Genomic DNA, 26,676 nt, shown 5'->3' on the forward strand with positions numbered 1-26,676 from the left:
CGATGACCGCGAACAATCCCATCGATGCTCTGCTGGCCGAAAAGGGCGTGCTGCTCGCCGATGGCGCCACCGGCACCAATCTGTTCGCCATGGGTCTGGAGGCCGGCGAAGCGCCGGAGTTGCTGAACGAGGCAGCGCCCGACACCATCACGAGCCTGCACCAGAATTTCGTCGACGCCGGCGCCGATATCATTCTCACCAACTCGTTCGGCGGCACGCGCCACCGGCTGAAGCTGCACCATGCGCAGGACCGCGTGCATGCGCTGAACAAGCGCGCCGCCGAGATTGCCCGCGCGGTCGCCGACAAGGCCGGCAGGAAAGTCATCGTCGCCGGCTCGGTCGGTCCGACCGGCGAGTTGCTGGTGCCGCTCGGCGCCATGACCTATGACGAAGCGGTCGAGGCTTTTGCCGAACAGATCGAGGGTCTCAAGGAAGGTGGCGCCGAAGTCGCCTGGATCGAGACCATGTCTGCGCCGGACGAAATCCGCGCCGCGGCGGAGGCCGCCATCCGCGTCGGCCTGCCCTACACCTATACCGGTTCGTTCGACACTGCCGGCCGCACCATGATGGGCCTGCTGCCCAGGGATATCCACGGCGTCGTCGACGGACTTTCAGAGACGCCGCTCGGTGTCGGCGCCAATTGCGGTGTCGGCGCCTCCGACATCCTGGCCTCGCTGCTCGACATGACCGAGGCGAAGCCGGAAGCGACGGTGATCGTCAAGGGCAATTGCGGCATTCCCGAATTTCGTGGCACCGAGATCCATTATTCCGGCACGCCGGAGCTGATGGCCGACTATGTCCGGCTGGCGGTGGATGGCGGCGCGAAGATCATCGGTGGCTGCTGCGGCACGTCGTTCCAGCACCTTGCCGCCATGCGCAAGGCGCTCGACGCGCACACCAAATCCGAACGCCCGACCGTCGCGGGGATCGTCGAGCGCATCGGTCCGATGCGCAACAAGGTGGCGACGGAAAACACCGCCGAGACCAGCGAAGCCCGCCGCGAACGCCGCCGCAGCCGAGCCTGATATCGAACTTATTCGCTGTTTTCAGCGTAACGCGATAGCGCCGTCGTGAAATCCAGGGCGGTGCTGTCGGCGCTTTCATTCATCGTCACCAGGTCACCCGACGACTGCGGATTGCCGATCTGCTCCAGCATGACGCGAAAGCGGTCATTGGTCAGCGCCGACTTTGCGGTATTCCGGGCTGCGTCGACGTCATCCATGATGCGCCTGGATTCTGGCGACAGCGTTCCCGACGCCTGCGTGTGTCTCACCGCCGGCGTCGTGTTTCCAATGTTCATATCTGCAATTCCCGGCTCCCCAAGCCCAGTCCCGACCCCCGTGCAATAATAGCAGGGCATTGCGATGACGTTCCGGAAAAGCCGCGCAATTTAACGATCAGGCGGATCATCTGTGCGCTTCGGATCAATCGATCCGAAAAAAAGGCCGGCAGGGTTTCCCCCGCCGGCCTGCCTCACCCGCCCGTAGTCGGTTCCCCGTATCAGAACGACCCCCGTCTGAAAGGAACCGGCTGTATTGCCACTACCGGTTACCGCCCAGCGCCGAGGCAAGGCGCACAAGCGAAAGGAACTCGGACCTGTACCCAAACGGGTCGGCTCCTCGGGCGGCGGTGGCAATCTCCATGATCTTGTCGTAGCCGAACTTCGCGGTCGCATCCTCGTCGCGCAGCTTCTGGCCGAAGGCGGCGACAGCGACGGAGAAACGCTGGTCGGTGCTGGCCTGGTCGAAGGACGCGACCTCGTTGGCCGACGTCACCGGCGTGGTGATCAGCTTCGAGACGTCTTCGTTCGGCAGCTTGTAGCGGATTTTCACGAAGGCATATTCGTCGGCGTTGGCGACGCCGCCATTGTCGACCGCGGCCTGGCCGTAGCGCAGCGGATCCATCTGCTCGCCGCCACTGCCCTTCGGCGTGATCTCGTAGATGGCGGTCACCGAATGACCGGAGCCGATATCGCCGGCATCGACGCGGTCATTGTTGAAGTCCTCGCGGTTCAAGGCGCGGGTTTCATAGCCGATCAGCCGGTACTCCGAGACCTTGTCCGGATTGAACTCGACCTGGATCTTGACGTCCTTGGCGATGGTGAACAGCGTCGAGGAGGCATCCTCGACCAGAACCTTCTCAGCCTCGGCCAGCGTGTCGATATAGGCGGCGGTGCCGTTGCCGTTCTGGGCGATGGTCTGCATCATCTGGTCGTTCAGATTGCCGCGTCCAAAGCCGAACACCGACAGGAAGACGCCGGTCTTGCGCTCCTGCTCGATCAGTCGCTTCAGATCGTCGTCATCGGTCTGGCCGACATTGAAGTCGCCGTCCGTGGCCAGCATCACACGGTTGATGCCGTCCTTGACGAAGGACTGCTGGGCAAGCTTGTAGGCTTCCTTGATACCCGCCTCGCCGGCCGTCGAGCCGCCCGGCTGCAGATTGTCGATGGCGTTGAGGATCTTGTCCTTCTCGGTGACCTTGGTCGGCATCAGCACGGTGCCGGCGTCACCGGCATAGGTGACGATCGAGATGGTGTCGTCCGCCTTGAGCTTGCTGACCAGCAGCCGGAAAGCCGACTTGAGCAGCGGCAGCTTGTCCGGCTCATCCATCGAACCCGAGACGTCGATCAGGAACACCAGATTGGCCTTGGGCTGCTCGACCGGCTTGATGTCGAAGCCCTTGATGGCGACGTGCATCAGCTTGGTGTGCCCGTTCCACGGCGTCGGCATGACGCTGACGGTCGAGTTGAACGGCGTCGAAGCCGAGTCCGGACCCTTCCAGTCATAGGGGAAGTAATTGACCATCTCCTCGACGCGGACCGTATCGGCCTGCGGCAGGTAGCCCTGCTTCAGCGAGCCGCGGACGAAGGAATAGGAAGCCGTGTCGACGTCGATCGAGAAGGTCGAGACCGGATCCTGAAGGGCTGCATGCACCGGATTGGTCTTGAAATCCTCGACGCGGTCGCGGTTTGGCTCCTGCGGCGCAATCTGGTCGGCCGGCATCGTCGAAGGCTGTGCCAGGTACTTGGATTCGGTCGCGCCGGCCATGCGGTTGACCCGCGCGCCGCCGGCCGGAGCAGCGGTGCCGTCAAGCGAAAACTCGCGGCTCTCAACTGGCGCAGGCTCGGCCAACACGCCGCGTCCCAGCGCATCCTGCTGCGCCGGGGCGACAGCAACGGTCGATTCGGGCTTCGGCGGCGCGGGTGGCGTGGTGGTGTCGCGGCTTCGCACATCGGCGTCGGCCTTCTTGTCGCCTTCAGGCGCCTGCTTGTCTTTTACCGGCGCGTTGATCGCCGGCCCATTGGTTGCCGGCTTGTCGGCCAGCGTCTCAGTGATCTTCTCGTCGCTACCGAACGGCAACGGCTGTTCCCTCAGCATGTGGAAGGTGGCGTATCCGGCGATCGGCAGGGCGACGAGCCCGGCAATGGCTGGCGTGGCGATGAGTTTCTTTTGCATGATCTCGCTCCAGAGCTTTTGTGCTCGCTCTGTGAGACGAAGCCCGCCGACCGATCCTTGGGTGACGGCAGAAATATTTTCCTGATCATAGGCGCGCATGGCGGCTTCGAAGGCGCGTGCCTTCGCGCTTTCGCCTGGCGCCGGTACTGCTGCGTCGCGCAGCCTGTTGAGTTCGTTGTCGTCGACCATGGTCACACTTCCCCGGCTGAACGCATCAACGTCTTCAGCCGTTTCTTCGCTTCATGGATGTGCCAGGAAACCGTCGTCTCCGAGATTGCCATCGCCTCGGCGGCGGCCGCATGGCTCAACCCTTCGCCATAGACCAGAAGTACTGCGTCGCGCTGCTTGTCCGGCAATTGCCGCACCGCTACCCAGAGCGCCTCAGAGGGATCTTCGGGCTCGGCCGAGGCCTCTCCCGAAATCATGCTGTAGGCGCCGAAAGCCTCGGCCTTGACGTTTTCGCGCGTCGTCTTGCGCATCATGTCGCGCGCCGCGTTCAGCGTCACGGAATAGAGCCATGTCGTGAACGCGCCGCCGCCGCGGTAGTCGCGGATCGCCTTGCCGAGACGGACACAGACCTCCTGGGCGATGTCTTCGGCATCGGCCTTCTTTCCGCACCAGCGATAGGCGGCGCGATAGACGAAGTCGTAGTGCCGCTCCAGCAATTTGCCGAAGGCACCCCTGTCTCCGCCCTTCGCCCGCCCGATCAATTCGGCGTCGGAGGCTTCGCTTTCATCCAGCATCATCGCCATCATTTGCCTGTTGGACGAAGGCTAATGGCCAATCCTTGGGGTTATGGAAAGATTTTTTTCCCAGGCGACGGATACACGCGCAACAGGTGCGCTGAGATTCAGGTCAGGCCGAGCCGAAAACGATGGATTTCGAGAACCGGAGCGGAGCGTACTTTTGGTACGCGAGCACCGGAAGCACAGAAAGCCGTCGTTTGCAGGCCGGCCTCACCTGAATATCAGCACACCTGGCCCGAGGCCCAGCCGGACGACCAAGCCCACTGAAAATTATAGCCGCCCAGCCAGCCCGTGACATCGACGACTTCGCCGATGAAAAACAGCCCCGGCACGGATTTCGCCTGCATCGTCTTCTGATCGAGCCCGTTGGTATCGACACCGCCAAGCGTCACTTCCGCCGTGCGGTAACCCTCGGAGCCGGCCGGCTTGATGCGCCAGTCGTTGACGGCGGCTTCGACGGTTTTCATTTGCAGGTCTGTCAAATCAGCGAGATTGCCATCGATCCCACTGCGCTCGGCGACTGCTTGCGCAAGGCGCTTCGGCAAATGGTTTGCAAGCACCGTCTGCACCGCTTGCCTGCCGTTGACGCGCCGGGCGGCGCGAAGCAGTTCCGCCACATCCCTCCCCGGCAGCATGGCGATGCGGATCTCGTCGCCCTCGCGCCAATAGGACGATATTTGCAGGATGGAAGGCCCGCTCAAGCCGCGATGCGTAAACAGCATCGCTTCTGAAAACCGTGTCTTGCCGCAGGCGACTTCGGCATCGACGGCATTGCCGGCCAAAGGCGCCAGCCGCTCCAGCGTTCTTGCGTCGAAGGTAAGCGGCACCAGCGCCGGCCGTGTTACCACCACCGCAAGGCCGAATTGCGCAGCAAGCTCGTAGCCGAAACCGGACGCGCCCATTTTGGGGATCGACTTGCCCCCGCAAGCCACGACCAGAGAATTGCAGGCGACGCTGCCAGTGGAGAGCGTCAGCACAAAACCGTCCGCGGCCTTGCTGACGTTCCTCACCTCGGTCGACAGCGCAAGTTCCACGCCCCCATCCTGCATTTCGGAGACCAGCATGTCGATGATCAGCCGCGCCGAGCCATCGCAAAACAGCTGTCCCAGCGTCTTCTCGTGATAGGCGACGCCGTGGCGTTCGACGAGCCCGATGAAATCGCGCTGCGTGTAGCGGCTGAGCGCCGAAATGCAGAAATGCGGATTGCCCGAGATGAAATTCTTCGGGCTCGCATGGATGTTGGTGAAGTTGCAGCGGCCGCCGCCGGAGATGCGGATCTTCTCGCCGGGCTTTGTCGCGTGATCGAGCACCAGGACCGAGCGGCCGCGCTTGCCCGCCTCGATGGCGCACATCATTCCGGCCGCACCGGCGCCGATCACCACGACATCATAGGACTGCATCAGGCTGTTCGTTCCCGCTCGACTGGCGCTGTTTTAACAGGCCGCGCCAATCGTGCAGTCTCTACCCGTTCGTTGCGACTTCAGGCAACGCCTCGTTAGATCAGCGTCTCGGCGAACAGCGTCGTCAGTCGCTTCCAGTGGCGCTCGGCGCCGGCCGCGTTGAAGACGCTGTGATCCGACACGCACCAGCCATGCGCCATGCCGGCATAGTTTTCGATGACGTGGTCGACTTCCGCCACGCGCAGCGCCTCGGCCAGTCGAGCCGACTGCTCCGGCGGAAAGCTGCGGTCCACCCCAGACGTTCCGACATAGACCCGCGCCTTGATCATTGCAGCCTTGCGGTGCGGACTGTCGGCGGCATCGCTGGCCAGATTGCCGCCATGGAAGCTTGCCGCCGCCACGATGCGATCGGGATAGGTTGCAGCCGCATTCAAGGCCCGCGCCCCGCCCATGCAGTATCCGACGACACCGACCGGTCCGGTGACACCTTCAGCGGTAAGCGTGTCGAGGAACGCCCTGCTGTCGCGGATGGTCATGTGCTGTGTCGTGCCGTGGACCAACGCCGTCAGCGCGACCTTGGTCTCCTCGACGACGAAAGCGGTCTTGGGCTCGAACGGCCCGTAGGGTGCTTTGCGATAGAAAAGATCCGGCACCAGCACCGCATAGCCCTCACCCGCCAGCCGCTCCGCCATTGCGTCGAGCGCCGGTCGCGGACCGAAGGCGTCCATGTAGAGAATGATACCGGCCTTGACCGGGGAAACAGTCGCCGAACGGAACAATCCCGCCTTCGCCACGCCGTCCCCGGTCTTGATCTCAATGTCCTGCTTCGCCATGGCCCGCTCCGTTAAATGTCGTGCGATACATATAAGCAGGCACCGTCAGGGCAAGCCGTTCCCTGACAATCCCGTTCAACACTTTGTGCGGGCTTTCGACCCGGCTACAGGCCGGCAAACGCCGTCATGTGAAAGGCCTGAACCTCAGGCGGATAGCGATGGGCCGTGCCATACGGACAGGCGTTGCGGTCGAGGCAGCCGCCGCCGCGGCATGGTTCGCCCTTCGATCCCCGCACATGCGCCAGGCAAGCCTGATGAGCGAAACCATCCGCGGAATAGGCGTCAACCGGACAGGATTTCAGGCAAGGTTTTGCAACACAGGCGTCGCAAAGGTGAATCGCTTCGCGACGTTCAGGAAGCGCGATCTCATCCTCGAACAGCAACGCGCCGCGATAGGCATGCCAGAGCCCGTACTGCGGATGCATCAGGATGCCCAGCGGCGACGGTCTCAGCCCCTCCGCTCGCATCGCCCATTGCTGGAACGGCAGATAAGGTCTGTCCGAAGGCGAAACGGCGCGCGCGCCGAATTTCTCCGCCACCGCACCGATCACTGCGCGCGACCATGTGTCGAGCGGATTAGCAATGGTTTGCGGTTGCCGGTCGCGCCAGCGCAGGAAATGCGGCCAGGGTGCCGCTCCCGCCTGCCCCACCAACAGCACGGATTTGGCGGGGGCAACTGAAGGGCCATGCGGCGGCGTTTCGCTTGTTGCGAAATTGAAGCCGCCGCGCAGCATGAGGCCGTCGGCGGAAAGCGCGGCCGCTATCTCGTCAGCCCGGCGCCGCGCAATCATCCCTTCTTGTCCGGGTCGGAGAAAGCGCTCCGCCAGACTTCCTTGTGGATGATGTTGGCGACTTTAGCCCCGCCTGACTCGGGCTCCTTTCAGGTGAAGGCGTCAGCCATCGACGCCTTCTTCGTCGCGATGTAGTCCTTCAGCCCGTCGTCGATGCCCGGATCGAGATACGGCGCCTCATAGGTCTCCAGCCAGCGGCGGGCGAGTTCGTTGGCGCGCTGCGGCGCTGTCTTCTCGCCCTCGGCCAGCCACTGCTCGTAGGAATTGTTGTCGGCGATGCTGGAGCGGTAGAAGGCGGTCTGGAAATTGGCCTGGGTGTGGTCGCAGCCGAGATAGTGGCTGCCCGGGCCGACCTGGCGGATGGCGTCCATCGCCTGGCCGTTTTCCGAGAGGTCGACGCCTTCGGAAAACTTTTGCGTCATGCCGAGCTGATCGATGTCCATCATGAATTTTTCGTAGCAGGACGCCAGTCCGCCTTCGAGCCAGCCGGCCGAATGCAGGACGAAATTGGTGCCGGCAAGAATGGTCGAGTTGAGCGTGTTGGCGCTCTCGTAGGCGGCCTGCGCATCCGGAACCTTGGAGGCGCAGAGCGAGCCGCCGGTGCGGAACGGCAGACCGAGCCGGCGGGCAAGCTGTGCGGCGCCGTAGGAAACCAGCGACGGCTCCGGTGTGCCGAAGGTCGGCGCACCAGACTGCATGGAGATCGACGAGGCGAAGGTGCCGAACAGCACCGGCGCGCCGGGACGGATCAACTGCGTGAAAGAGGCGCCGGCCAGCACCTCTGCCAGAACCTGCGTCAGCGTGCCGGCCACCGTGACCGGGCTCATCGCGCCGGCAAGGATGAACGGCGTGACGATGCAAGCCTGGTTGTGACGCGAATAAACCTTCAGCGCGCCCAGCATGGTTTCGTCGAACACCATCGGCGAATTGGCGTTGATCAGGCTGGTCAGCACGGTGTTGTTTTCGACGAAATCGTCGCCGAACACGATCTTGGCCATGGCGACGGTGTCTTCGGCCCGCTCTGGCGCCGTCACCGAACCCATGAACGGTTTGTCCGAATATTTGATGTGGCTGTAGATCATGTCGAGATGGCGTTTGTTGACCGGCACGTCGACCGGCTCGCAAACCGTGCCGCCCGAATGGTGAATCGACGGCGCCATATAGGCGAGCTTCACGAAATTCCGGAAATCCTCGATCGTCGCGTAGCGCCTGACACCGTCGAGATCGCGCACGAAGGGCGGACCATAGACCGGCGCGAAGACCGTGGCGTTGCCGCCGATCTGCACCGAACGTTCGGCGTTGCGCGCATGCTGGGTGTAGATGGGCGGCGCGGTCTTCAGCAGCGAGCGGCAGAGGCCCTTGGGAAAATGCACGCGCTCGCCCTTGACGTCGGCGCCCGCCTCTTTCCAAAGCTGCAGCGCCTCGGCGTCGTCGCGAAAGATGATGCCGATCTCTTCCAGCACCGTATCGGTGTTGTTTTCGATAATCGCCAGGCCTTCCTCGTTGAGGACCTCATAGATGTTGATCTTGCGCTTGATATAGGTGAGCTGGGTGCCCGGTCCGCCGCCCGAGCGCGCCGCCCGCCTTGCAGCCGCGCCGCCGCTGGCAGCACGTCCACGTCGCGCATTGGACGCTTCCTGGTCGACTGACGCGTTTTCACTCATGATCGTTTTTCCCTAAAAACCGTTTGCGGCCGCGTAGGCGGCTTCTCGCCCGGATCGTAGCCATGCACCCTATTCGAAACGGCCCGCCAGCGCCAACGCCTGTCGCAAAATCGACAAGAATTCCAATAGATTTGCGGTCGCTTTCCTTTTGCGGGAAGTCGCAAATCAGCTATGGATACCTGCCCCCGCCGGGTTAGGTATTGACGCGATTATTTTAAGCCGCCGTGATCGCATCCGCGCGGCAAGGAGCCCGAGAAAAATGGCCGACGACGAGATCATCCTCTCCGAGCTTTCCGACGACGAGTTGGTGCAGCAGATGCACGACGATCTCTATGACGGACTGAAGGAAGAGATCGAGGAAGGCACCAACATCCTGCTCGAGCGCGGCTGGGTGCCCTACAAGGTGCTGACCGAAGCTCTGGTCGAAGGCATGCGCATCGTCGGCGAGGACTTTCGCGACGGCATCCTGTTCGTTCCCGAGGTGCTGCTGTCGGCCAACGCGATGAAAGCCGGCATGTTCATCCTGCGCCCGCTGCTGGCCGCCACCGGCGCGCCGAAGCAGGGCAAGATGGTGATCGGCACCGTCAAGGGCGACATCCACGACATCGGCAAGAACCTCGTCGGCATGATGATGGAAGGTGCCGGCTTCGACGTCATCGATCTCGGCATCAACAATGCGGTGGAAAAATACCTCGACGCCATCGAGCAGCACCAGCCCGACATTATCGGCATGTCGGCGCTTTTGACCACGACCATGCCTTACATGAAGGTCGTCATCGACACGATGAAGGAAAAGGGCATCCGCGACGACTATGTCGTCCTGGTCGGCGGCGCGCCGCTAAACGAGGAATTCGGCAAGGCCGTCGGCGCCGATGCCTATTGCCGCGACGCGGCTGTGGCGGTCGAGACCGCCAAGGACTTCATGAAGCGCAAGCATAACGTGCGCGCTTCAGCCTGATCTGTTACGCAAGGCGTCTGGGCCACAATCGAAAGCCGCGCCTTGCAGCGCGGCTTTTTTGTTCCAGCTATTGGAACGGATGGCTGCGTCAGGGTTTGGTGACGGTGTCGTCGACGGCTTTCGCAGTCGATTTGATATCCCGGCCGACACCACGGACGGTGTTGGCACAGGCCGTAAGCGCCAGGATGCAGGCAAGGATTGCAATCGGCGCAACGCGTAACAGTTTCATGGACGGTTTATCCCTCTCTCGATAGATTCGCCCCACAGCAACGAAGGCCGCTTCGACCGGGTTCCATGGCCAGAATGCAAAAAACGAAACCGAATCAGGACGACAGGCTGCTAGTCATCGCCTGCGGAATGATTGCGCGCGAAGTTTTGGCCGTCAAGGAGCAGCTCAAGCTCGACCATCTCGACCTGACCTGCCTGCCGGCGGAGTTCCATTTCTACCCCGACCGCATCGCACCGGCGATGGACAAGGCGATCGAAAAGGCCAAGGCGGAAGGCTATAGCAACATCTTCGTTGGCTATGCCGATTGCGGTACCGGCGGCATGCTCGACCGGGTCCTGGAGAAGCACGGCGTCGAGCGCATGGCCGGGCCGCACTGCTTTGCCTTCTACCAGGGCATGGACGCCTATGCGAAGGTCGCCGACGACGACATGATGTCGTTCTACATGACCGATTTCCTGTGCCGCCAGTTCGACGCCTTCTTCATGAAGCCGCTCGGCCTCGACAAGCACCCGGAGCTGATCAAGGACTATTTCGGCAACTACCAGAAGCTGATCTACATCGCCCAGACCGACGATCCGGAACTCGACAAGGTCGCCGAGAAGGCCGCGAAGATGCTTGGCCTCGCCTATGAGCGCCGCTCGACCGGCTATGGCGACCTGACGGCTGAATTGGCGCGGGTGGCGGCACATCCAGAAGAATTGCGTTAGGCGCCCGACTTCGGATTATTTGCTCTCCGGTTGCGGATCCGACACGAAATCGACAACGCGGCCGTTGTCTAACCGGATCGGCCCTCTTGCAGTTGGATCCTTGCGCAAAGCCTCTGCAAGCAGAGCGTCGACTGTGTCGAGATTGACCTGCAGAATTGTGCGGTCGCCCAGTTCCCAGTACTCGCCTTCATCGAAGACGTCGAACTTGTCGAAAAAAGGAGCAACTTTGCGAAGCAACTCGATGATCTCGATATGCGCCTCCGACCCCGCAAACTGGGTCTTGCAATATTGCTGCATGAAGAGGTCCCTGTCGAACTCGAACCTTAGGCGATCCGACTTGGGATGCGGCTGGCATTCTATCCCCAAGACCGGGCCGATATAGTCAACGCTGCGTTCGTCGATGACCCGGTTGAGAACCATTTCGGCCTCGTCTATCGGCCGAAATCGCCAGTCTCGAGCGATGGCAAGCGCTTCAACTTCCTGCAACAGCGCAACATATTGTTCCTCTCCGCGCAGTTGTCCCTCAAAATGGATTGTAACCCCCACGCGCACCTCCCGCGGAACATACCGCTGTTTAAGCACGGATGACAGGCCGCCGCGAATGGGTAAGTGTGCACTGGAAGATAGAATCGGCTGCTCCAGCCGCGCCAACATGGATACCACCGATGACCCCTCGCGTCCTGCTCGCCGCCCTTGGCCTCCTCTGCCTCGTCTTGCCCGCTCGCGCCGACGGCGAGGTGCAGAAGATCATCACGCCTGCCGACAAGGTTCGCCTCGACAAATATGGCGAGACCCGCAAGGCGGCGCTGGCCGAGGCAAAAGCGGGAGACCCGGCTGAGGTCAGCCAACTCGACGCGCTGCTGGCAAAGCCGATAGTGGCCTTTTCCGACAAGGACCTGAGCGGCAACTGGCAATGCCGAACCATCAAGGTGGGCCTGACCGGCCCGCTGGTCATCTATGGCTGGTTCAAGTGCAAGGTCACGGACGATGGCTCCGGCTGGCAGCTGGAAAAGGTCAGCGGCTCGCAACGCACCAAGGGCCGTTTCTTCGACGATAGCGAAAAACGCGCGATCTATCTCGGCTCCGGCTATGTCAATGACAACAAGCCAAAACCCTATGGCAGCGGCCCGGAAAGCGACCAGGTCGGCTATGCCTTCCGCACCAGCGCCAATGAATGGCGCATCGAATTCCCGGCGCCCTACTACGAATCGAAACTTGACATCATCGAGTTCAAGCGCTGATCCGTTGGTCTCTCGCTGGCCCGGCGGTCATCAAGATTTAACCTCGCCCGGCACAGAATTGAGCCGGGCGGCGCACGGCAAATGGTTGCGCGCCGGCAAGAAAGCGCGCCATGGCATCAGCGGTTGAAAAAAGTGCTGCGATCGTCATCGTCACCGAAGGCGGGCCGCACATCTGGGCCATCGTCAACGCCATCGCCGACCAGTTCGGTCCTGTCAGCGTCATCCTCGAAAGCCCTGAATCCAAAAAACAATTGCTGCTCGGCCGGGCGCGCCGCCAGGGCTTGTTTTCGGCCATCGGCCAGCTTGGCACGATGGTGCTGACCAGGCTCGGCAAACGCTTCTTCGCCGGGCACGCGGAGCGGCTGATCGCAGCGCAAAAACTGCAGACAGAGCCGAGGCCGGGACAAAAGATCATCCACGTCTCCTCCGCCGACGGGCCCGATTGCCTGCAGGCGGTCGCCGACATCCGCCCGGGCGTGGTGCTGCTCGCCGGCTGCCGGATTTTGTCCCGGCAGACGCTGGCGCAAATGCCCTGCCCGGTGCTCAACTACCACGCCGGCATCGCGCCCAAATACCGCGGCATGAATGGCGGCTACTGGGCGCTGGCCTCCGGCGATCTCCAGAATTTCGGCACCACCGTGCATCTGGTCGACGCCGGCGTCGACACCGGCGGCGTGTTGAAACAGGCGCGCGGCAAGCCGGAGCCCGGCGACATCATTTCGAGCTATGCGTTGCGCCAGGCGGCGTTCTCGCGCGACATCTGCGTCGAGGCGGTCCGCGACGCCTTGGACGGAAAGTTGGCCACGATCAAGCCGGACCTGCCCTCGAAACAATGGTACCACCCGACGATCTGGTTCTATCTCTGGACCGGCCTGACCAAGCGGGTTTGGTAGCCAGCCTTCCCTCGGAATCTCGCCTTTCTTTTTGCGACTCTCAATAGCGTCGCTTTTGAATGCGCGCGCGTCGTCCCATAACAAGCAGCCCCACTGCGCATCCGGCAATGCTCGCACCTGCTGGACAAAGTGGTGGAGCGTCGTTTCCCTCATGGACGCACGGCGCTCTACAGGGAGTGAGAGAATTCATGGCCGATCTGATCGTCGTCTATTGGCGCGACATCCCCGCCCAGGTCATCGTCAAGAAGGGCCGGCAGAACGCCAAGCGCGAACTGCCGCTGCGCTTCACCGAGGCGATCGATATGTGCGCCATGCGCACCGGCGCCGGCGGCACCGACGATTACCTCGCCGAATGGCGCAAGGCCGATCCGATCCCGGTCGGCGACGACCTCGAAGTCGAGGTCGAGAAGGCATTCAGCGACATCGACGCGAAATACGACCGCGAGCGGCTGGTCGCTCTGGTCAAGGCGGGCGGGAAAGAAAATGTCTGAAACCACTCCTGCCAAAGAGGGGCCAAGGGTTACCCAGCCGGTTACCCAGGCCACTCAGGTCAAGAAAGCAGCGCCGAAATCCGACTACAAGCCGGCCGACGTGTCGCCGCAGCGGCGCGTGCAGCGGTCGTTTGCCATCAGGCTGTGGTCCATTCGGCACTCGCGATTGCTCGAATGGTTCTACTCCAGGTTCGCCGACATGTTCCTGCTTCTTCATCCGCTTTGGAAAGGCCTCGGCTATGGGCGCGTCGAGGCGCCGATCAAGTTTGTCGAAAGGCGCGTCAAGGGCTTCATGTTCGACTGCCGCATGTGCGGCCAGTGCATCCTGTCCTCGACCGGCATGTCGTGCCCGATGAACTGCCCCAAGCAGCTGCGCAACGGCCCTTGCGGCGGTGTGCGCGCCAACGGCAATTGCGAGGTCGAGCCCGATATGCCTTGCGTCTGGGTTAAGGCCTGGGAAGGCTCGCGGAACATGGAGCATGGCGACAGGATCCTGACCGTGCAGAAGCCGGTCGACCAGTCGCTGCGCGAAACCTCGGCCTGGCTGCGGGTGACGGCGCAGTCGGCAGCGGCCCGTGAAGCAGCGGCCAAAGCCAACACTGGAGCGGCCGCGTGATCGGCCGCCAGCGCGATGAAAACCCGGCCGGCATCCATCTGCCGCTCGATCCCCTGCCCGGCCACTCCTCACGTGGCCGACTGGAGCGTGTGCTGCGGCGCGGCGAATTCGCGGTTACCACCGAGCTCAACCCGCCCGACAGCGCCGATCCCGAAGACGTCTATAACCGCGCGAAAATCTTCGACGGCTGGGTCGACGCCATCAATGCCGTCGATGCCTCCGGCGCCAACTGCCACATGTCCTCGGTCGGCATCTGCGCGCTTTTGACCCGCATGGGCTATGCCCCGATCATGCAGATTGCCTGCCGTGACAGGAACCGGATCGCCATCCAGGGCGACGTGCTGGGCGGTGCGGCGATGGGCGTCGCCAACATGCTGTGCCTCACCGGCGACGGCGTCCAGGCCGGCGACCAGCCCGGCGCCAAGCCTGTCTTCGACCTCGATTCCATGTCGTTGCTGGAAACCTGCCGCATCATGCGCGACAACGGCAAGTTCCTGTCCGGCCGCAAGTTGACGACGCCGCCGCAAATTTTCCTCGGCGCCGCCGTCAACCCCTTCGCGCCACCCTTCGATTTCCGCCCGATCCATCTCGGCAAGAAGATCGCCGCCGGCGCGCAGTTCGTGCAGACGCAGTATTGCTTCGACGTGCCGATGTTCAGAACCTTCATGCAGAGGGCGCGGGACTTGGGGCATACGGAAAAAGTTTTCATCCTGTGCGGCGTCGGCCCGCTGGCTTCGGCCAAGACGGCCAAATGGATCCGCTCCAACGTGCCGGGCATTCATATTCCCGATACCATCATCAAGCGGCTGGAAGGCGCGCAGGACCAGAAGAAGGAAGGCAAGCAGCTCTGCACCGACATCATCAACGAGGTGAAGGAAATTCCTGGTGTCTCCGGCATCCATGTGATGGCCTACCGCCAGGAGGAATATGTCGCCGAGATCGTCGATGAATCGGGTGTGCTGAAAGGCCGCCAGCCATGGAAACGTGAGATCCGCCACGACGATCAGATGGTCGCCGACCGGCTCGAGAGCATACTGCACGACGACATTACCGAAACGCAGGTGGAGATGGTGAAGACCGCGCACTGACAGCGCGGACGGCCAGCCATTCGCTTGAATGAAACCAGACAACGATATAAAGAAATCTTTATATCAGGCGGAGAGACTTCATGACCCGGACCATCGTCGCCTCGGCGACACGAGAGATCATCATCGGCTTCGACCAGCCTTTCTGCGTCATCGGCGAGCGCATCAACCCGACCGGCCGCAAGAAGCTGGCCGCCGAGATGATCGCCGGCAATTTCGAGACCGTCATCAAGGATGCGCTGGAACAGGCCGCCTGCGGCGCCACCATGCTCGACGTCAATGCCGGCGTCACCTCCGTTAATCCGAACGAAACCGAACCCGGCCTGCTCGTGCAGACGCTGGAGATCGTCCAGGGCCTTGTCGACCTGCCGCTGTCGATCGACTCGTCGGTGACCGCCGCCATCGAGGCAGCGCTCAAGGTCGCCAAGGGCCGGCCGCTGGTCAACTCCGTGACCGGCGAAGAGGAAAAGCTCGAAGCCATCCTGCCGCTGGTCAAGAAGTACAACGTTCCGGTCGTCGCGATCTCCAACGACGAGACCGGCATTTCGATGGATCCGGATGTGCGCTTTGCCGTCGCCAAAAAGATCGTGCAGCGCTGCGCCGATTTCGGCATTCCCGCGCATGACGTCGTCGTTGACCCGCTGGTGATGCCGATCGGCGCGCTCGGCGATGCCGGCCGCCAGGTCTTCGCGTTGCTGCGCCGTCTGCGCGAAGAGCTCAAGGTCAACACCACTTGCGGCCTGTCCAACATTTCGTTCGGCCTGCCGCACCGCCACGGCATCAACGCCGCCTTCATCCCGATGGTGATCGGCGCCGGCATGACTAGCGCTATCATGAACCCGGTTCGCCCGCAGGAAATGGAAGCCGTGCGCGGCGCCAATGTGCTCAACGGCACCGACGAGAACTGCACCAACTGGATCCGCACCTACAAGGATTACAAACCGGCCGAAGGCGGCCAGGCGGTCGCAGCGCCCACCGCCGTCAACGCTCCGGGCGAAGGCGGCGGCAATGGCGGTCGCCGGCGCGGCGGCCGTGAAGCCCGCATGGCCAGGGGATAAGCGCGCAATCGTGAACTCGCCTGCAAACATTACTGATCCGCTCGTGCTGTTCATGCCGTCAGGCAAGCGCGGGCGGTTTCCCGTCGGCACACCGGTGCTCGATGCCGCGCGTCAGCTCGGCGTCTATGTCGAGAGCGTCTGCGGTGGCCGCGCCACCTGCGGTCGCTGCCAGATCGAAGTGCAGGAAGGCAATTTCGCCAAGCACAAGATCGTCTCGTCCAACGACCACATCTCGCCCAAGGGCGCCAAGGAAGAGCGCTATGAGCGCGTCCGCGGCCTGCCCGAGCGGCGGCGCCTGTCCTGCTCGGCGCAGATCCTCGGCGACCTCGTCATCGACGTGCCGCAGGACACGGTCATCAACGCCCAGACCATCCGCAAGGATGCCGACACGCGCGTCATCGCCCGCGATGCGGCAATCCGCATGTGCTATGTCGAGATCGAAGAGCCCGACATGCACAAGCCGCTGGGCGATCTCGACCGCCTCAAGATCGCCTTGATGAAGGATTGGGGCTTTAAAAACCTCGAATTCGACTTCTACCTGATGCCGCAGGTGCAAGGCATACTGCGCAAGGGTAACTGGACCGCGACCGCGGCCATCCACAAGGATGCCGAAAGCGACATCGCCCGCGTCATAGCACTCTGGCCCGGCCTCAAGAACGAGGCCTATGGACTGGCCTGCGACATCGGCTCGACCACCATCGCCATGCATCTGGTGTCGTTGCTGTCGGGCCGCGTCGCCGCTTCGTCGGGCACCTCCAACCCGCAGATCCGCTTCGGCGAGGATCTGATGAGCCGCGTCTCCTATGTGATGATGAACCCGGACGGCCGCGAAGGCATGACGGTCGCCGTACGCGAGGCGATCTCGGGCCTGGTCGACAAGGTCTGCGCGGAAGGCAATGTCCAGCGCAACGACATCCTGGATTCCGTCTTTGTCGGCAATCCGATCATGCACCATCTGTTCCTCGGCATCGATCCGACCGAACTCGGCGGCGCGCCCTTCGCACTCGCCGTCTCGGGCGCGGTGCGCATCAAGGCCTCCGATATCGGCCTGAAGCTCAACCAGGGCGCCCGCCTCTATATGCTGCCTTGCATTGCCGGCCATGTCGGCGCCGACGCCGCAGCCGTGACGCTGTCGGAAGGCCCGCATCGCCAGGACGAGATGATGCTGATCGTCGACGTCGGCACCAATGCCGAGATCGTGCTTGGCAACCGCAAGCGGGTGGTCGCAGCCTCCTCGCCCACCGGTCCCGCCTTCGAGGGCGCCGAAATCTCCGGCGGCCAACGCGCCGCCCCCGGCGCAATCGAGCGCGTGCGCATCGACCCCGATACGCTCGAGCCGAAATACCGCGTCATCGGCTCTGAACTCTGGTCCGACGATCCCGGCTTCCTCGATAGCGTGCAGGCGACCGGCGTCACCGGCATCTGCGGCTCCGGCATCATTGAGATCGTGGCCGAAATGTACCTCGCCGGCATCATCTCCGAGGATGGCGTCATCGACGGGTCGCTGGCCGAGCGGTCGCCGCGCGTCACGGTCAACGGCCGCACCTTCTCTTATGTCTTGAAGGAAGGCGAACCCAAGATCACCATCACGCAGACCGACGTGCGCGCCATCCAGCTTGCCAAGGCGGCGCTCTATGCCGGCACCAAGCTTCTGATGGAAAAGCAGAACACCGAACACGTCGACCGCATCCATTTCGCCGGCGCCTTCGGCTCGTTCATCGATCCGAAATACGCCATGGTGCTTGGGCTGATCCCGGACTGCGACCTCGACAAGGTATCGGCCGTCGGCAACGCCGCCGGTGCCGGCGCGCGGATGGCGCTGCTCAACCGCGGCTATCGCCGCGAGATCGAGGACACGGTCAGCCACATCGAGAAGATCGAGACCGCATTGGAGCCGAAATTCCAGGAGCATTTCGTCTACGCCATGGCGCTTCCCAACAAGGTCGATCCGTTCCCGAAACTGTCGGCGGCGGTGAAATTGCCGCCACGCAAGACCGTCAGCGAGGATGGCGTCGCCGGCGACGCCGCCCCGCGACGGCGTTCGCGCGAAGGCCATGCCGCCAGGCGCAGCCGGGAATAAGCCGTCTTACGAAGGCCGCCAATTCGCCCAATTTCATTTGTATGCAAATGTTTCCAGATCGCACCGATCTGGAAACCGAAACGCTGTTTTGGCGCAATACGTCCGATACAGACGTGAAGCATTTAACGGACATCGAATGGCGGACCGGGCTATTCCGCCGCCACAACGCTCCAAAGGAGAATAGAGATGTTCGAGACCCTCGGCCGTTTTCGTGCGGTCATGAAGAATGCACAGGCCGTGCGCGCCATGAACAACCTGCCACCCGAAATCCAGAAGGACATCGGCTGGCCCGTGTCGCCGCGCATCGACGCCCAGACCAACCTGTCGCGTCTGATCCTGGGCTCGGGCCGCTGATGACCTTCGCCGACAAGTGCAAATTGCTGACCAAGCGCCGGGGCCGCCGCATGGTCCCGGCTGCGACCGACATCAAGCTGCGCGCCGCGCTGCTGCCCCGGCGCTGAGCCGCGCTGCGCAGAACCGCGGACGTGGCTGATCAAACAACCGTGTTGGCTTGGGCCAGAATCTTGACATTTCGGCTGGAGGTACGATCTTCGAGACAGTGGGGAATTCTCTTAGTCGGCTGCTGCCGAGCTTGTGTATTCGAATGCCCAGTTTCAAAAGCCACCTCGTTTCCTTCATCCTCCGGCACAGCCGCAAGAAGGCATTTGCCAGCCCGGAAAACCTGCAGCGCTGGATCGCCTATGCGCGCAAGACCGAGGATCATCATCCCCCGGCATTGCTGCGGGAGCGGCTCGATATCACCGAGCGCAGCGTCGATGGCTTCCCTGTCTACGAGATCGCGCCGAAGGCCGGCGAACGCAGGCGCATCCTCTACATGCATGGCGGCGCCTATGTCTTCCAGATCACATCCTATCATTGGGGGTTGATCGCCGAGATGGCCGAGCGCTTGGGTTTCGGAATCACCGTGCCGATCTATCCCATCGCGCCGGAGCATGATTTCCACGCCATGTTCGGCATGGTCGGCGACGTCTACCGGCAGATGCTGGATGAGACCGACGCTGAAGACATCGTCTTCATGGGTGATTCCGCGGGCGGCAACATGGCCGTCGTGCTGACCATGATGGCGGCTGAGGAAGGCCTGCCCTTGCCGTCGCGCCACGTGCTGATTTCACCCGGCCTCGACATGTCGCTGTCCAACCCCGAAGTGTTCGAGGCGGAACGCAACGATCCGTGGCTCGGCATTTCCGGCGGGCTGGAAGCGATCCGCATGTACAGTGCCGGCATCGATCGCAGCGACTGGCACATCAGCCCGCTCTATGGCGACCTCTCGGTGCTGCCGAAGACCCTGCTTCTGACCGGCTCGCACGACCTGCTCAGCCCCGACAATCTGATCTTCGCCAAAAAGGCGCGCGCTGCCGGCGTCGACGTCGAGGTCGTCTACGAGGAAGGCATGTTCCACGTCTGGCCGCTGATCGAGATGCCGGAGGCGCGTCGCGCCAGGGACAGCATCGTCACCTTCCTTGAAGGTGAGCCCACCAGGCGGCGCGCAACTGCGCGGCGCACGGCGCGACCCGCTCTCGCGGCGCGCCCCGCCCAAGCAGCGGAATAGCAGAGCAATTCCAGGAAAAGTGTAAAACGGTTTTCCCGGGAAAAGCGTGTAGCGCTTTCCCTTGGGAATTGCGTCAAAACAAGGAGTTAAAGCGGCTCGCGTTTCCGTGAAACGGTGAACCGCTCTAGAACTTGCCGGTTTCGCGGAAAAGCTCGAACGTCGCGCGGATATGGTCGGCGACGGCCTTGACCGGCGCGCTGGCGTCCGGCGACACCACCATCGCCAGATTGTAGGTGCCGATATCGGGCATGCCGTCCTTCGGGCAAAGCTCGACCATGTCGTTGCCCAGGAACGACTTCGGCAACGGTGCAACCGCGAGATCCGACATGATGGCGGCGCGCTGGCCGGCCGTGTGGGCGCTCATATAGGCGATGCGGTAATTGCGGCCTTCACGGCTCAGCGCATCGAGCGCGCCGGCCCGCCAGGCGCAGCCCTCTTCCCACAGCGACACCGGCAAAGGCTCGCGCAGATGCGCGCTGCCGCCCTTGGCGCCGGCCCAGACGATCGGCTCGGTGAGCAGCACCTCGGCGCCGAGTGCGCTGGTCTTGTAGGAATTGGTCAGCAGCGTGATGTCGAGCGCCCGGTCGTCCATGCGGCGGCGCAGATTGCTGCTCTGGTCGATGGTGACGTCGACGGCAATCGACGGATGCGACTGCGCGAAACGCTTCAGCACATGCGGCAACACGCGCTCGCCATAGTCGTCCGGCGAGCCGAGCCGCACCACGCCGACGATCTCGGGGATGATGAACTTCGACACCACCTCGCGGTTGATCGACAACAGCCGGCGGGCATAACCGAGCAGCATCTCGCCATCCGTGGTCAGCGTCACCGAGCGCGCATCCCGCGCGAAAACAGAGCGCCCGAGAATGTCCTCGAGCTTCTTGATCTGCATGGAGACCGCCGACGGCGTGCGGAACACCGCATTGGCCGCCGTGGTGAAACTGCCGGTCTCTGCAATGGCCACGAAGGTGCGCAAAACGTCGAGATCGAGCAGCGGCAGCGGATGATTGAGTGGGGCGTTCATCGGGATCGACCTTCAATTTTTCTGATGTGAAGCATCATTCCATTTCGTTTGATTGAACATCAGATTGGGATGATAGTCAACTCCATCGAAGGCAGGACGTGCCATGGCTCCAACGCTCCTGACACGGAATTGCACTCGATGCGGAATATCCAGGCGACGGAACGCGTTCATGCGGGACGTGCCACAACCAAAGGAGAATGAAATGTCTATCCTGTCATCCATCGGTCGGCTTGCGACCGAGTTCAGCGCGGCCCGCGCCCGCTTCCAGACCGAACGTGCGATCCGCTCGCTGCCGATCGAACTGCAGAAGGATATCGGCTGGCCTGAAGCTGCCGACACCAAGACCGGTGCACGCCACGGCGTCGGATCCTGGGCTGGAGCAAAGTAAACCATTGTGTACCTTGTGCTGAAGGCCTGCCGCGCAGACCAGCCCGGCAGGCCTTCTCTATTCGCCCTGCAGGCTTTCTCCAACTTATTTGCACTCAAATGATTTTCAGAGCCGTGTCGCCGCTGCATGGCGCATATGCGTCACTTGCATGGCGCCTCAATGTCGCCGGTAACACACTGTAAGTAATCGTAAATTTTGGGCACCATGCCCAATAATGTCGCAAACGATGTCGCATTTCCATTCAAGCGCTTCGCATTTGCGATTTAGTTTCTGCTCACGCAGGCCTATATCACCGTCAGCAAACGAGCTGCCCCACTCCATCAAGCGAAGGCGACCCGTCTGAGCAACCGATAGGAGATGATGATGAAGCTTTTTGCCCGCCTCTTTGCCCGCCGCGAAATGAACCTGACGACCGCTCTCGAGCGCCAGCGCCTTGCCAATACCATGCCCGGCCAGACCGGTGCCATGAATGCGGTGCGCCTCGGTTTCGTTGCCTGAGATAACGGCTAGCGCTCAGCGCTTCCCTGCCGCTGCCGATAGTCGATAACAGCGCCGCTTCGGCTTGACCGAAGCGGCGTTTCTCATTTTTGGCACCTATGCCGCCGCCACCATGCCCAATCCGTCGGCAGCCCGTGCCTGTCATCCCGGACGATTGCTCATTTGCGACCCATGTCGCAAATATAGTTTCCGCTTAGCCCCCTAGCCAATTGACAGGAATGGTTTTTCCTGATGTCGCTGTGCTGTTCGCGACATCCTGTTCGCGCCATGGCCGCGTGAGGTTCCCTTGAACGCCGTAAAGCATCCGATCAAGCGATCGTTTGTATTCTTCCTTGTCCCGGACTTCACCATGATCGCCTTTGCGACGGCGCTCGACCCGCTGCGCTCGGCCAACCGCATGCTCGGCTATGAGGCCTATCGCTGGCGCCTCGCCAGCATCGACGGCAAGCCGGTGCGCGCCTCCAACGGCGTCGAATGCGCCGTCAACACCTCGCTCGAGGAAGAGCGCAAGAAAATGGCCGGGCCGGATCGGCCGAACATGGCCATCGTCTGCAGCGGCATGAATGTCGAGCGCTACCAGAATAGGTCGGCCTTCGCCTGGCTGCGCGAGGAATACAACAGAGGCGTCGCGGTCGGCGGCCTGTGCACCGGCGCGCATATCCTTGCCGCCGCCGGCCTGCTCTCCAACAAGCGCTGCGCCATCCATTGGGAAAACCTGCCGGGCTTTTCCGAGGCCTTTCCCAAGGCCAATGTCTTTGCCGACCTCTTCGAGATCGACCAGAACATCTACACCTGCGCCGGCGGCACCGCCGCCCTCGACATGATGCTCAAGCTGATCGGCGACGATTTCGACGACAATCTGGTCAACCGCGTGTGCGAGCAGGTGTTGACCGACCGCGTGCGCAGCCCCACCGACCGCCAGCGCCTGCCGCTGCGCGCCCGACTCGGCGTGCAGAATTCCAAGGTGCTGACCATCATCGAACTGATGGAAGGCAACCTCTCCGAGCCGCTGTCGCTGATCGAAATCGCCGACCATGTCGACCTGTCGCGCCGCCAGATCGAGCGGCTGTTCCGCACCGAGATGGGCAGGTCCCCTGCCCGCTACTACCTGGAAATCCGCCTCGACCGCGCGCGACACCTTTTGATCCAGTCGTCGATGCCGGTGGTCGAAGTGGCGGTCGCCTGCGGCTTCGTCTCGGCGTCGCATTTCTCCAAATGCTACCGCGAGCTCTATGCCCGCTCGCCGCAGCAGGAGCGCGTCGACCGCAAGCAATTGCTGGCGGCCTGATCCGAAAACGCACTCAGGCTTCGGCGGGCTGCGCCTGTACTGTGCGCATCGCCTCGACGCGGATATCCTCGGTCAGCCGCGCCTTCAGGCCTGAGAATTCCGGGCTGGTCTTCAGCGTGTAGTGGCGTGGATGCGGCAGGTCGATGGCGACATCCGACTTGATGCGGCCTGGCCGCGCGCTCATCACGATCACCCGCGAAGCGATGAAGATCGCCTCCTCGATGTCGTGGGTGACGAACAGCACTGTCTTCTTGCGCCGCTCCCAGATGCCGAGCAGCAGTTCCTGCATCAGTCCGCGCGTCTGGTTGTCGAGCGCACCGAACGGCTCGTCCAGCAACAGGATTTCGGGATCGTTGGCCAGCGCCCGGGCGATCGCCGTGCGCTGCTGCATGCCGCCGGACAGCTGCTTTGGCCAATGGTTCTCGAAGCCCTTCAGCCCGACGAGGTCGACATAGGAAGCGACGATCCCGTCTCGCTCCTTTTCGGCCATGCTGCGTTCGCGCAGGCCGAAGGCGATATTCTGCGCCACCGTCAGCCACGGAAACAGCGTGTAGGACTGGAACACCATGCCGCGATCCGGTCCCGGCCGCGTCACCGCCTTGCCGTCAAGCAGCACACGGCCTTCGCTCGGCGCTTCCAGGCCGGCAACGATCCTGAGCAGCGTCGACTTCCCGCAGCCGGACGGCCCCAGAATGGTGATGAAGTCGTTGGCCGCGACCGCAAGGTCGACCGGCATCAGCGCCTTGACCGGCTGCCCGCCGCGCACGCCGGCGAAGGTTCGCGAGACGCCTTCGATAAGCAACTTGCTCATGCCAGGCTCCAGGGAAAGAGCCAGCGATTGAACGCCTTGAAGGCGAAGTCGGACAACAGTCCGATCAGCCCGATGACGATGATGCCGAAGATGATCTGCCCTGTCGCCAGCCGCGACTGGCTGTTGATGATCATGTAGCCGATGCCTGAGGACGAACCGATCAGCTCGGCGACGATGACATAGGTCCAGGCCCAGCCGAGCACCAGCCGCAGCGTTTCGGCAATCTCGGGCGCATTGGCCGGCATGATGACCCGTTTGACGATACCGTTGTTGGTCGAGCCCAGCGTATAGGCCGCCTCGACCAGATCGCGCCGCGTCGAGCCCACCTTGACCGCGACGATCAGGATGATCTGGAACACCGAGCCGACGAAGATGACCAGCAGCTTTTCCAGCTCGCCAATGCCGGCCCACAGGATGAGCAGCGGAATGAAGGCCGAAGCCGGGAGGTAGCGGGCGAAGGAGACGAACGGCTCCAGAAACGCCTCTATTGGTTTCCAGGCGCCCATGGCGATGCCGATCGGCACGGCGACGATCGACGCCAGCAGGAACCCGCCGAAGACCCGCCAGATGGTGATCAATATGTCGAGCCAGAAGCGGTCCTCGACCAGCAGCCGCCAACCATCCCGCAGCATCGACAGCGGGTCGGCGAGGAAGATGCGGTTGACGTGGCCGCCAAGCGTGATCCACGCCCAGAAGGCGACGAACAGCACGAAGAAGGAAATGCCAAGCACGGTTCGAATGCCCGGCGACACCGGATGCAAGGGGCGCATCTTCAGATCGTCCGCATCGTCAAATCGTCCCCATGCTCAGTCGCGTTGCCCGGTAGAAAGCGGCGGCGCGCTGGCACCGCCGCATGATGGTCAAAGGCCGGACTATCAGTTCGCCACCGCGCTGGTATCGGCAAGCGCTGCAACATCTGGCGCTTCCTTGATCAACCCCATCTGCAGCAGAAGCTCGCCGGCGGTCTTGGAAAAGTCCTGGAATTCCTTGGTGAAGAACTGCTTGTTCTCCGCCTTGTCGGCCCATTTCAGGTATTTCGCCGAATCCTCGAATTCTTTCGCAGACTGCTTCACGTCGGCGCCCATGATCTCGTAGGATCTCTGCGGATCGCTCTTGATCAGGTCGAGCGCTTCGAAATAGCTGTCGGCCAACGCCTTGGCGGCGTCGGGATTGGCGGTGAGGAATTCAGGCGTGCAGCCGACCGTGTCGAGCACCATCGGGTAGTCGAGCGTGGTCGCCAATATGTGGCCCTGATCGGACTTGTCGCGCACCGCCGAGATGAACGGCTCATAGGTGACCGCCACATCGTTCTGGCCGGCGAGGAAGGCTTGCGCCGCCGCATCCGGTTCCAGGTTGACGACGGTCACATCCTTGGTCGACAGGCCGTTCTTGTTCAGCACCCAGGCCAGCATGAAATAGGGCGACGTGCCCGGCGCCGAGGACGCGACATTCTTGCCCTTGAGGTCGGCGACGGTCTTGATGTCGTTGCGCACGACAATGCCGTCGGCGCCATAGGATTTGTCGAGCTGGAAGATCTGCTTGGTGGTGACGCCGCTGGCGTTCCACACCAGCCAGGTCTCGACCGTGGTGGCGGCGCATTGCAGATCGCCGCTGGCGATGGCGAGCGGCCGGCTGGCCTGCGGCACCTTCTTCAGGGTCACGTCGAGGCCATGCTTCTCGAAGATGCCGGCCTGCTTGGCGAGCGTCAGCGGCGCAAAGCCGGTCCATCCGCTGATGCCGATGGTGACCGATGTGGCAGCCTCGGCCGGCACGGATATTGCAGCCGCAAGCGCCAATACCGCGGCAGCGACGATGGTCTTGTTCATGTCGGTTCCCCTTGTTTTTTCGGATGCCGAATTGTGTCACAGACGCCCATGGGCTTGTCAATGAAACCGGCCCTTCACGGCAGCGTGATGATGCGAACGCTAACGCGCATCGAACATCCAGCTGCGGTCGCGCCACATCTTTTCGCCGACCTGGCAGTCGGTCGGCCGGTCCTGCGCCAGCACCACCGGCGGATGCCCGGCCTCCTCGCGCGCCCGTTGCGGCGAAGCGGCGCCGGCCAGCTCCAGCACCAGCTTGCGGCGGATGGCTTCGGGAAACTGCGTCCAGTCATTGACCGGGATCATGAAGGATCCGGGACCGCCGATGACGCAGTCGCTGTAGTAGCGGTCGAGATTGTTGACGTCATAGGCGCCGCCGAACCCGCCGCGCGTCATCAGCGGCAGGCCGTTGATGATGATGCCTTGCTTGACCACCGCGTCGCGGGTGATGTCGACGGGCGCGCCCTGGTTGTTGGGCCCGTCGCCGGAAATATCGATGACGCGCTTTGTCCCCTGAAAACCGCTTTCGGCGAACAGATCGCTGCCGAATTCCAGCGCGCCGGAAATCGAGGTGCGCCGGGCGCTGGCCGGCGGATGGGCGGAAAGCTGCGCGGCCACCCGCTCGGCATCGGCCCGGCTGGCGATCACCGTCCACGGCACGACGACCTGCTGCGTGGTCGCTCCCGCCCATTCGACATAGGTGACGGCGACCTTGCCGTAGGCGCCATCGGCGATGGCCTGCAGAACATTGTCGTGCGTCAGCGCAGCAGCATAGCCGTGACGCTGGATTTCAAGTTCGCCCGGCGACATCGACAGCGACACGTCGACGGCCAGCACCAGCTCGACGTCGACCGGCTCGGCGGCTTGAACCGGCGGCACAAGCCAGAGCACCAGCGCCAGTGCGGCGCTGCCTGAAAACAAATGTCGTGCGCAAGAAAATGCAGACATGCCCGAAGGTAAGCGAAAACCGGCTGCTGACAAAGCGAAAAGCCCGGCGAGGTGCCGGGCTTTTCGATGTGTTGGTTGG

General features: G+C 62.6%; 29 protein-coding genes. 15 read left to right on the plus strand and 14 right to left on the minus strand.

The features are described from left to right. Window positions 1–2 precede the first annotated feature (2 nt). On the plus strand, window positions 3–1,025 hold the full coding sequence (gene bmt / locus ACYG97_RS11855) for a betaine--homocysteine S-methyltransferase (RefSeq protein ID WP_023733760.1): 1,023 nt from the start codon (window positions 3–5) through the stop codon (window positions 1,023–1,025). 8 nt (window positions 1,026–1,033) lie between these two features. Here the strand turns inward: bmt and ACYG97_RS11860 are convergent, their stop codons facing one another. From ACYG97_RS11860 to ACYG97_RS11890, 7 genes are all read right to left on the minus strand, one after another. Continuing rightward, on the minus strand, window positions 1,034–1,300 hold the full coding sequence (locus tag ACYG97_RS11860) for a hypothetical protein (RefSeq protein WP_023724232.1): 267 nt from the start codon (window positions 1,298–1,300) through the stop codon (window positions 1,034–1,036). A gap of 241 nt (window positions 1,301–1,541) precedes the next feature. Beyond that, complete coding sequence (locus tag ACYG97_RS11865; protein WP_023696455.1) at window positions 1,542–3,644, minus strand: vWA domain-containing protein; 2,103 nt, start codon at window positions 3,642–3,644, stop codon at window positions 1,542–1,544. Window positions 3,645–3,646: 2 nt separating this feature from the next. Then, window positions 3,647–4,207, minus strand: coding sequence for an RNA polymerase sigma factor (locus ACYG97_RS11870; protein WP_023733761.1), 561 nt, complete (start codon window positions 4,205–4,207; stop codon window positions 3,647–3,649). 215 nt (window positions 4,208–4,422) lie between these two features. Further along, on the minus strand, window positions 4,423–5,601 hold the full coding sequence (locus ACYG97_RS11875) for a BaiN/RdsA family NAD(P)/FAD-dependent oxidoreductase (protein ID WP_023733762.1): 1,179 nt from the start codon (window positions 5,599–5,601) through the stop codon (window positions 4,423–4,425). A gap of 95 nt (window positions 5,602–5,696) precedes the next feature. After that, entirely contained in the window at window positions 5,697–6,434 is a 738-nt protein-coding gene (locus ACYG97_RS11880; RefSeq protein ID WP_023725602.1) for a dienelactone hydrolase family protein, read from the minus strand. Window positions 6,435–6,538: 104 nt separating this feature from the next. Further along, window positions 6,539–7,225, minus strand: a complete 687-nt coding sequence (locus ACYG97_RS11885) for a hypothetical protein (RefSeq protein WP_023700324.1) — start codon at window positions 7,223–7,225, stop codon at window positions 6,539–6,541. A gap of 89 nt (window positions 7,226–7,314) precedes the next feature. After that, a complete protein-coding gene (locus tag ACYG97_RS11890) occupies window positions 7,315–8,889 on the minus strand; it encodes a trimethylamine methyltransferase family protein (RefSeq protein WP_023670403.1) in 1,575 nt (524 codons plus the stop codon). Window positions 8,890–9,148: 259 nt separating this feature from the next. On the opposite strand from ACYG97_RS11890, the gene ACYG97_RS11895 reads away from it, so the two are divergent. Then, the gene (locus tag ACYG97_RS11895) at window positions 9,149–9,847 is read left to right on the plus strand and encodes a corrinoid protein (RefSeq protein WP_023688118.1); all 699 of its coding nucleotides are present in this window, start codon (window positions 9,149–9,151) and stop codon (window positions 9,845–9,847) included. An 88-nt stretch (window positions 9,848–9,935) separates the two neighbouring features. Here the strand turns inward: ACYG97_RS11895 and ACYG97_RS11900 are convergent, their stop codons facing one another. Next, entirely contained in the window at window positions 9,936–10,076 is a 141-nt protein-coding gene (locus ACYG97_RS11900) for an entericidin A/B family lipoprotein (RefSeq protein ID WP_023688117.1), read from the minus strand. A gap of 65 nt (window positions 10,077–10,141) precedes the next feature. Here ACYG97_RS11900 and ACYG97_RS11905 point away from each other — a divergent pair, with 65 nt between their 5' ends. Further along, window positions 10,142–10,783, plus strand: a complete 642-nt coding sequence (locus ACYG97_RS11905) for a DUF1638 domain-containing protein (protein WP_023733763.1) — start codon at window positions 10,142–10,144, stop codon at window positions 10,781–10,783. A gap of 15 nt (window positions 10,784–10,798) precedes the next feature. On the opposite strand, the gene ACYG97_RS11910 is transcribed toward ACYG97_RS11905, so the two are convergent. Further along, entirely contained in the window at window positions 10,799–11,437 is a 639-nt protein-coding gene (locus ACYG97_RS11910) for a hypothetical protein (protein WP_023733764.1), read from the minus strand. A gap of 11 nt (window positions 11,438–11,448) precedes the next feature. On the opposite strand from ACYG97_RS11910, the gene ACYG97_RS11915 reads away from it, so the two are divergent. The 9 genes from ACYG97_RS11915 (at window position 11,449) to ACYG97_RS11955 (ending at window position 19,817) form a co-directional block, all read left to right on the plus strand. Next, window positions 11,449–12,024: a DUF4893 domain-containing protein gene (locus tag ACYG97_RS11915; RefSeq protein WP_023670399.1), complete on the plus strand. Its 576-nt coding sequence runs from the start codon at window positions 11,449–11,451 to the stop codon at window positions 12,022–12,024. A gap of 110 nt (window positions 12,025–12,134) precedes the next feature. Beyond that, window positions 12,135–12,917: a formyl transferase gene (locus tag ACYG97_RS11920; protein ID WP_023733765.1), complete on the plus strand. Its 783-nt coding sequence runs from the start codon at window positions 12,135–12,137 to the stop codon at window positions 12,915–12,917. A 188-nt stretch (window positions 12,918–13,105) separates the two neighbouring features. After that, window positions 13,106–13,408 carry a virulence factor gene (locus ACYG97_RS11925; protein ID WP_023733766.1) on the plus strand — a complete coding sequence of 101 codons (303 nt, stop codon included), beginning with the start codon at window positions 13,106–13,108 and terminating at the stop codon, window positions 13,406–13,408. Further along, window positions 13,401–14,024, plus strand: a complete 624-nt coding sequence (locus tag ACYG97_RS11930) for a methylenetetrahydrofolate reductase C-terminal domain-containing protein (RefSeq protein WP_023688112.1) — start codon at window positions 13,401–13,403, stop codon at window positions 14,022–14,024. Before ACYG97_RS11925 ends, ACYG97_RS11930 begins: the two co-directional genes overlap by 8 nt. Next, window positions 14,021–15,112, plus strand: coding sequence for a methylenetetrahydrofolate reductase (locus ACYG97_RS11935; protein WP_023733767.1), 1,092 nt, complete (start codon window positions 14,021–14,023; stop codon window positions 15,110–15,112). The genes ACYG97_RS11930 and ACYG97_RS11935 overlap by 4 nt, the downstream gene beginning before the upstream one ends. Before the next feature lie 80 nt (window positions 15,113–15,192). Then, window positions 15,193–16,167 carry a methyltetrahydrofolate cobalamin methyltransferase gene (locus ACYG97_RS11940; protein WP_023670394.1) on the plus strand — a complete coding sequence of 325 codons (975 nt, stop codon included), beginning with the start codon at window positions 15,193–15,195 and terminating at the stop codon, window positions 16,165–16,167. Further along, window positions 16,118–18,247 (plus strand): ASKHA domain-containing protein, encoded by a 2,130-nt coding sequence (locus ACYG97_RS11945; RefSeq protein WP_032905612.1) that lies wholly within the window; start codon window positions 16,118–16,120, stop codon window positions 18,245–18,247. Before ACYG97_RS11940 ends, ACYG97_RS11945 begins: the two co-directional genes overlap by 50 nt. Before the next feature lie 186 nt (window positions 18,248–18,433). After that, window positions 18,434–18,601, plus strand: a complete 168-nt coding sequence (locus ACYG97_RS11950) for a hypothetical protein (RefSeq protein ID WP_198029700.1) — start codon at window positions 18,434–18,436, stop codon at window positions 18,599–18,601. Between the two features lie 250 nt (window positions 18,602–18,851). After that, window positions 18,852–19,817: an alpha/beta hydrolase gene (locus tag ACYG97_RS11955; RefSeq protein WP_023733769.1), complete on the plus strand. Its 966-nt coding sequence runs from the start codon at window positions 18,852–18,854 to the stop codon at window positions 19,815–19,817. A 124-nt stretch (window positions 19,818–19,941) separates the two neighbouring features. On the opposite strand, the gene ACYG97_RS11960 is transcribed toward ACYG97_RS11955, so the two are convergent. Then, window positions 19,942–20,841: a LysR substrate-binding domain-containing protein gene (locus ACYG97_RS11960; RefSeq protein ID WP_023670389.1), complete on the minus strand. Its 900-nt coding sequence runs from the start codon at window positions 20,839–20,841 to the stop codon at window positions 19,942–19,944. A 202-nt stretch (window positions 20,842–21,043) separates the two neighbouring features. Here ACYG97_RS11960 and ACYG97_RS11965 point away from each other — a divergent pair, with 202 nt between their 5' ends. The 3 genes from ACYG97_RS11965 to ACYG97_RS11975 all read left to right on the plus strand — a co-directional run bounded on the left by ACYG97_RS11965 (window position 21,044) and on the right by ACYG97_RS11975 (window position 23,015). Further along, on the plus strand, window positions 21,044–21,229 hold the full coding sequence (locus ACYG97_RS11965) for a hypothetical protein (RefSeq protein ID WP_023700331.1): 186 nt from the start codon (window positions 21,044–21,046) through the stop codon (window positions 21,227–21,229). Between the two features lie 363 nt (window positions 21,230–21,592). Beyond that, a complete protein-coding gene (locus ACYG97_RS11970) occupies window positions 21,593–21,727 on the plus strand; it encodes a hypothetical protein (RefSeq protein ID WP_023681787.1) in 135 nt (44 codons plus the stop codon). Window positions 21,728–22,076: 349 nt separating this feature from the next. Further along, on the plus strand, window positions 22,077–23,015 hold the full coding sequence (locus ACYG97_RS11975) for a GlxA family transcriptional regulator (protein WP_348524244.1): 939 nt from the start codon (window positions 22,077–22,079) through the stop codon (window positions 23,013–23,015). Between the two features lie 13 nt (window positions 23,016–23,028). On the opposite strand, the gene ACYG97_RS11980 is transcribed toward ACYG97_RS11975, so the two are convergent. From ACYG97_RS11980 to ACYG97_RS11995, 4 genes are all read right to left on the minus strand, one after another. After that, window positions 23,029–23,826 (minus strand): ABC transporter ATP-binding protein, encoded by a 798-nt coding sequence (locus ACYG97_RS11980; protein WP_023688108.1) that lies wholly within the window; start codon window positions 23,824–23,826, stop codon window positions 23,029–23,031. Further along, window positions 23,823–24,596: an ABC transporter permease gene (locus tag ACYG97_RS11985; protein WP_023670383.1), complete on the minus strand. Its 774-nt coding sequence runs from the start codon at window positions 24,594–24,596 to the stop codon at window positions 23,823–23,825. The genes ACYG97_RS11980 and ACYG97_RS11985 overlap by 4 nt, the downstream gene beginning before the upstream one ends. Window positions 24,597–24,701: 105 nt before the next feature. After that, on the minus strand, window positions 24,702–25,652 hold the full coding sequence (locus ACYG97_RS11990) for an ABC transporter substrate-binding protein (protein ID WP_023733770.1): 951 nt from the start codon (window positions 25,650–25,652) through the stop codon (window positions 24,702–24,704). 99 nt (window positions 25,653–25,751) lie between these two features. After that, window positions 25,752–26,597 (minus strand): DUF1194 domain-containing protein, encoded by an 846-nt coding sequence (locus ACYG97_RS11995; protein ID WP_023733771.1) that lies wholly within the window; start codon window positions 26,595–26,597, stop codon window positions 25,752–25,754. Between the last annotated feature and the right edge of the window lie 79 nt (window positions 26,598–26,676).

This window comes from Mesorhizobium sp. W067, from assembly GCF_054719525.1.

What these genes read in the sequence shown, in the direction of transcription:
- ACYG97_RS11930 (WP_023688112.1), top strand. Translation starts at nt 13,401, where the DNA reads ATGTCTGAAACCACTCCTGCCAAAGAGGGGCCAAGGGTTACCCAGCCG.
- ACYG97_RS11915 (WP_023670399.1), top strand. Translation starts at nt 11,449, where the DNA reads ATGACCCCTCGCGTCCTGCTCGCCGCCCTTGGCCTCCTCTGCCTCGTC.
- ACYG97_RS11885 (WP_023700324.1), bottom strand. Translation starts at nt 7,225, where the DNA reads ATGATTGCGCGGCGCCGGGCTGACGAGATAGCGGCCGCGCTTTCCGCC.
- bmt (WP_023733760.1), top strand. Translation starts at nt 3, where the DNA reads ATGACCGCGAACAATCCCATCGATGCTCTGCTGGCCGAAAAGGGCGTG.
- ACYG97_RS11950 (WP_198029700.1), top strand. Translation starts at nt 18,434, where the DNA reads ATGTTCGAGACCCTCGGCCGTTTTCGTGCGGTCATGAAGAATGCACAG.
- ACYG97_RS11945 (WP_032905612.1), top strand. Translation starts at nt 16,118, where the DNA reads ATGGCGGTCGCCGGCGCGGCGGCCGTGAAGCCCGCATGGCCAGGGGAT.
- ACYG97_RS11870 (WP_023733761.1), bottom strand. Translation starts at nt 4,207, where the DNA reads ATGGCGATGATGCTGGATGAAAGCGAAGCCTCCGACGCCGAATTGATC.
- ACYG97_RS11895 (WP_023688118.1), top strand. Translation starts at nt 9,149, where the DNA reads ATGGCCGACGACGAGATCATCCTCTCCGAGCTTTCCGACGACGAGTTG.
- ACYG97_RS11860 (WP_023724232.1), bottom strand. Translation starts at nt 1,300, where the DNA reads ATGAACATTGGAAACACGACGCCGGCGGTGAGACACACGCAGGCGTCG.
- ACYG97_RS11920 (WP_023733765.1), top strand. Translation starts at nt 12,135, where the DNA reads ATGGCATCAGCGGTTGAAAAAAGTGCTGCGATCGTCATCGTCACCGAA.
- ACYG97_RS11910 (WP_023733764.1), bottom strand. Translation starts at nt 11,437, where the DNA reads ATGTTGGCGCGGCTGGAGCAGCCGATTCTATCTTCCAGTGCACACTTA.
- ACYG97_RS11865 (WP_023696455.1), bottom strand. Translation starts at nt 3,644, where the DNA reads ATGGTCGACGACAACGAACTCAACAGGCTGCGCGACGCAGCAGTACCG.
- ACYG97_RS11980 (WP_023688108.1), bottom strand. Translation starts at nt 23,826, where the DNA reads ATGAGCAAGTTGCTTATCGAAGGCGTCTCGCGAACCTTCGCCGGCGTG.
- ACYG97_RS11985 (WP_023670383.1), bottom strand. Translation starts at nt 24,596, where the DNA reads ATGCGCCCCTTGCATCCGGTGTCGCCGGGCATTCGAACCGTGCTTGGC.
- ACYG97_RS11925 (WP_023733766.1), top strand. Translation starts at nt 13,106, where the DNA reads ATGGCCGATCTGATCGTCGTCTATTGGCGCGACATCCCCGCCCAGGTC.
- ACYG97_RS11875 (WP_023733762.1), bottom strand. Translation starts at nt 5,601, where the DNA reads ATGCAGTCCTATGATGTCGTGGTGATCGGCGCCGGTGCGGCCGGAATG.
- ACYG97_RS11960 (WP_023670389.1), bottom strand. Translation starts at nt 20,841, where the DNA reads ATGAACGCCCCACTCAATCATCCGCTGCCGCTGCTCGATCTCGACGTT.
- ACYG97_RS11990 (WP_023733770.1), bottom strand. Translation starts at nt 25,652, where the DNA reads ATGAACAAGACCATCGTCGCTGCCGCGGTATTGGCGCTTGCGGCTGCA.
- ACYG97_RS11955 (WP_023733769.1), top strand. Translation starts at nt 18,852, where the DNA reads ATGCCCAGTTTCAAAAGCCACCTCGTTTCCTTCATCCTCCGGCACAGC.
- ACYG97_RS11970 (WP_023681787.1), top strand. Translation starts at nt 21,593, where the DNA reads ATGAAGCTTTTTGCCCGCCTCTTTGCCCGCCGCGAAATGAACCTGACG.
- ACYG97_RS11940 (WP_023670394.1), top strand. Translation starts at nt 15,193, where the DNA reads ATGACCCGGACCATCGTCGCCTCGGCGACACGAGAGATCATCATCGGC.
- ACYG97_RS11975 (WP_348524244.1), top strand. Translation starts at nt 22,077, where the DNA reads ATGATCGCCTTTGCGACGGCGCTCGACCCGCTGCGCTCGGCCAACCGC.
- ACYG97_RS11965 (WP_023700331.1), top strand. Translation starts at nt 21,044, where the DNA reads ATGTCTATCCTGTCATCCATCGGTCGGCTTGCGACCGAGTTCAGCGCG.
- ACYG97_RS11880 (WP_023725602.1), bottom strand. Translation starts at nt 6,434, where the DNA reads ATGGCGAAGCAGGACATTGAGATCAAGACCGGGGACGGCGTGGCGAAG.
- ACYG97_RS11995 (WP_023733771.1), bottom strand. Translation starts at nt 26,597, where the DNA reads ATGTCTGCATTTTCTTGCGCACGACATTTGTTTTCAGGCAGCGCCGCA.
- ACYG97_RS11905 (WP_023733763.1), top strand. Translation starts at nt 10,142, where the DNA reads ATGGCCAGAATGCAAAAAACGAAACCGAATCAGGACGACAGGCTGCTA.
- ACYG97_RS11890 (WP_023670403.1), bottom strand. Translation starts at nt 8,889, where the DNA reads ATGAGTGAAAACGCGTCAGTCGACCAGGAAGCGTCCAATGCGCGACGT.
- ACYG97_RS11900 (WP_023688117.1), bottom strand. Translation starts at nt 10,076, where the DNA reads ATGAAACTGTTACGCGTTGCGCCGATTGCAATCCTTGCCTGCATCCTG.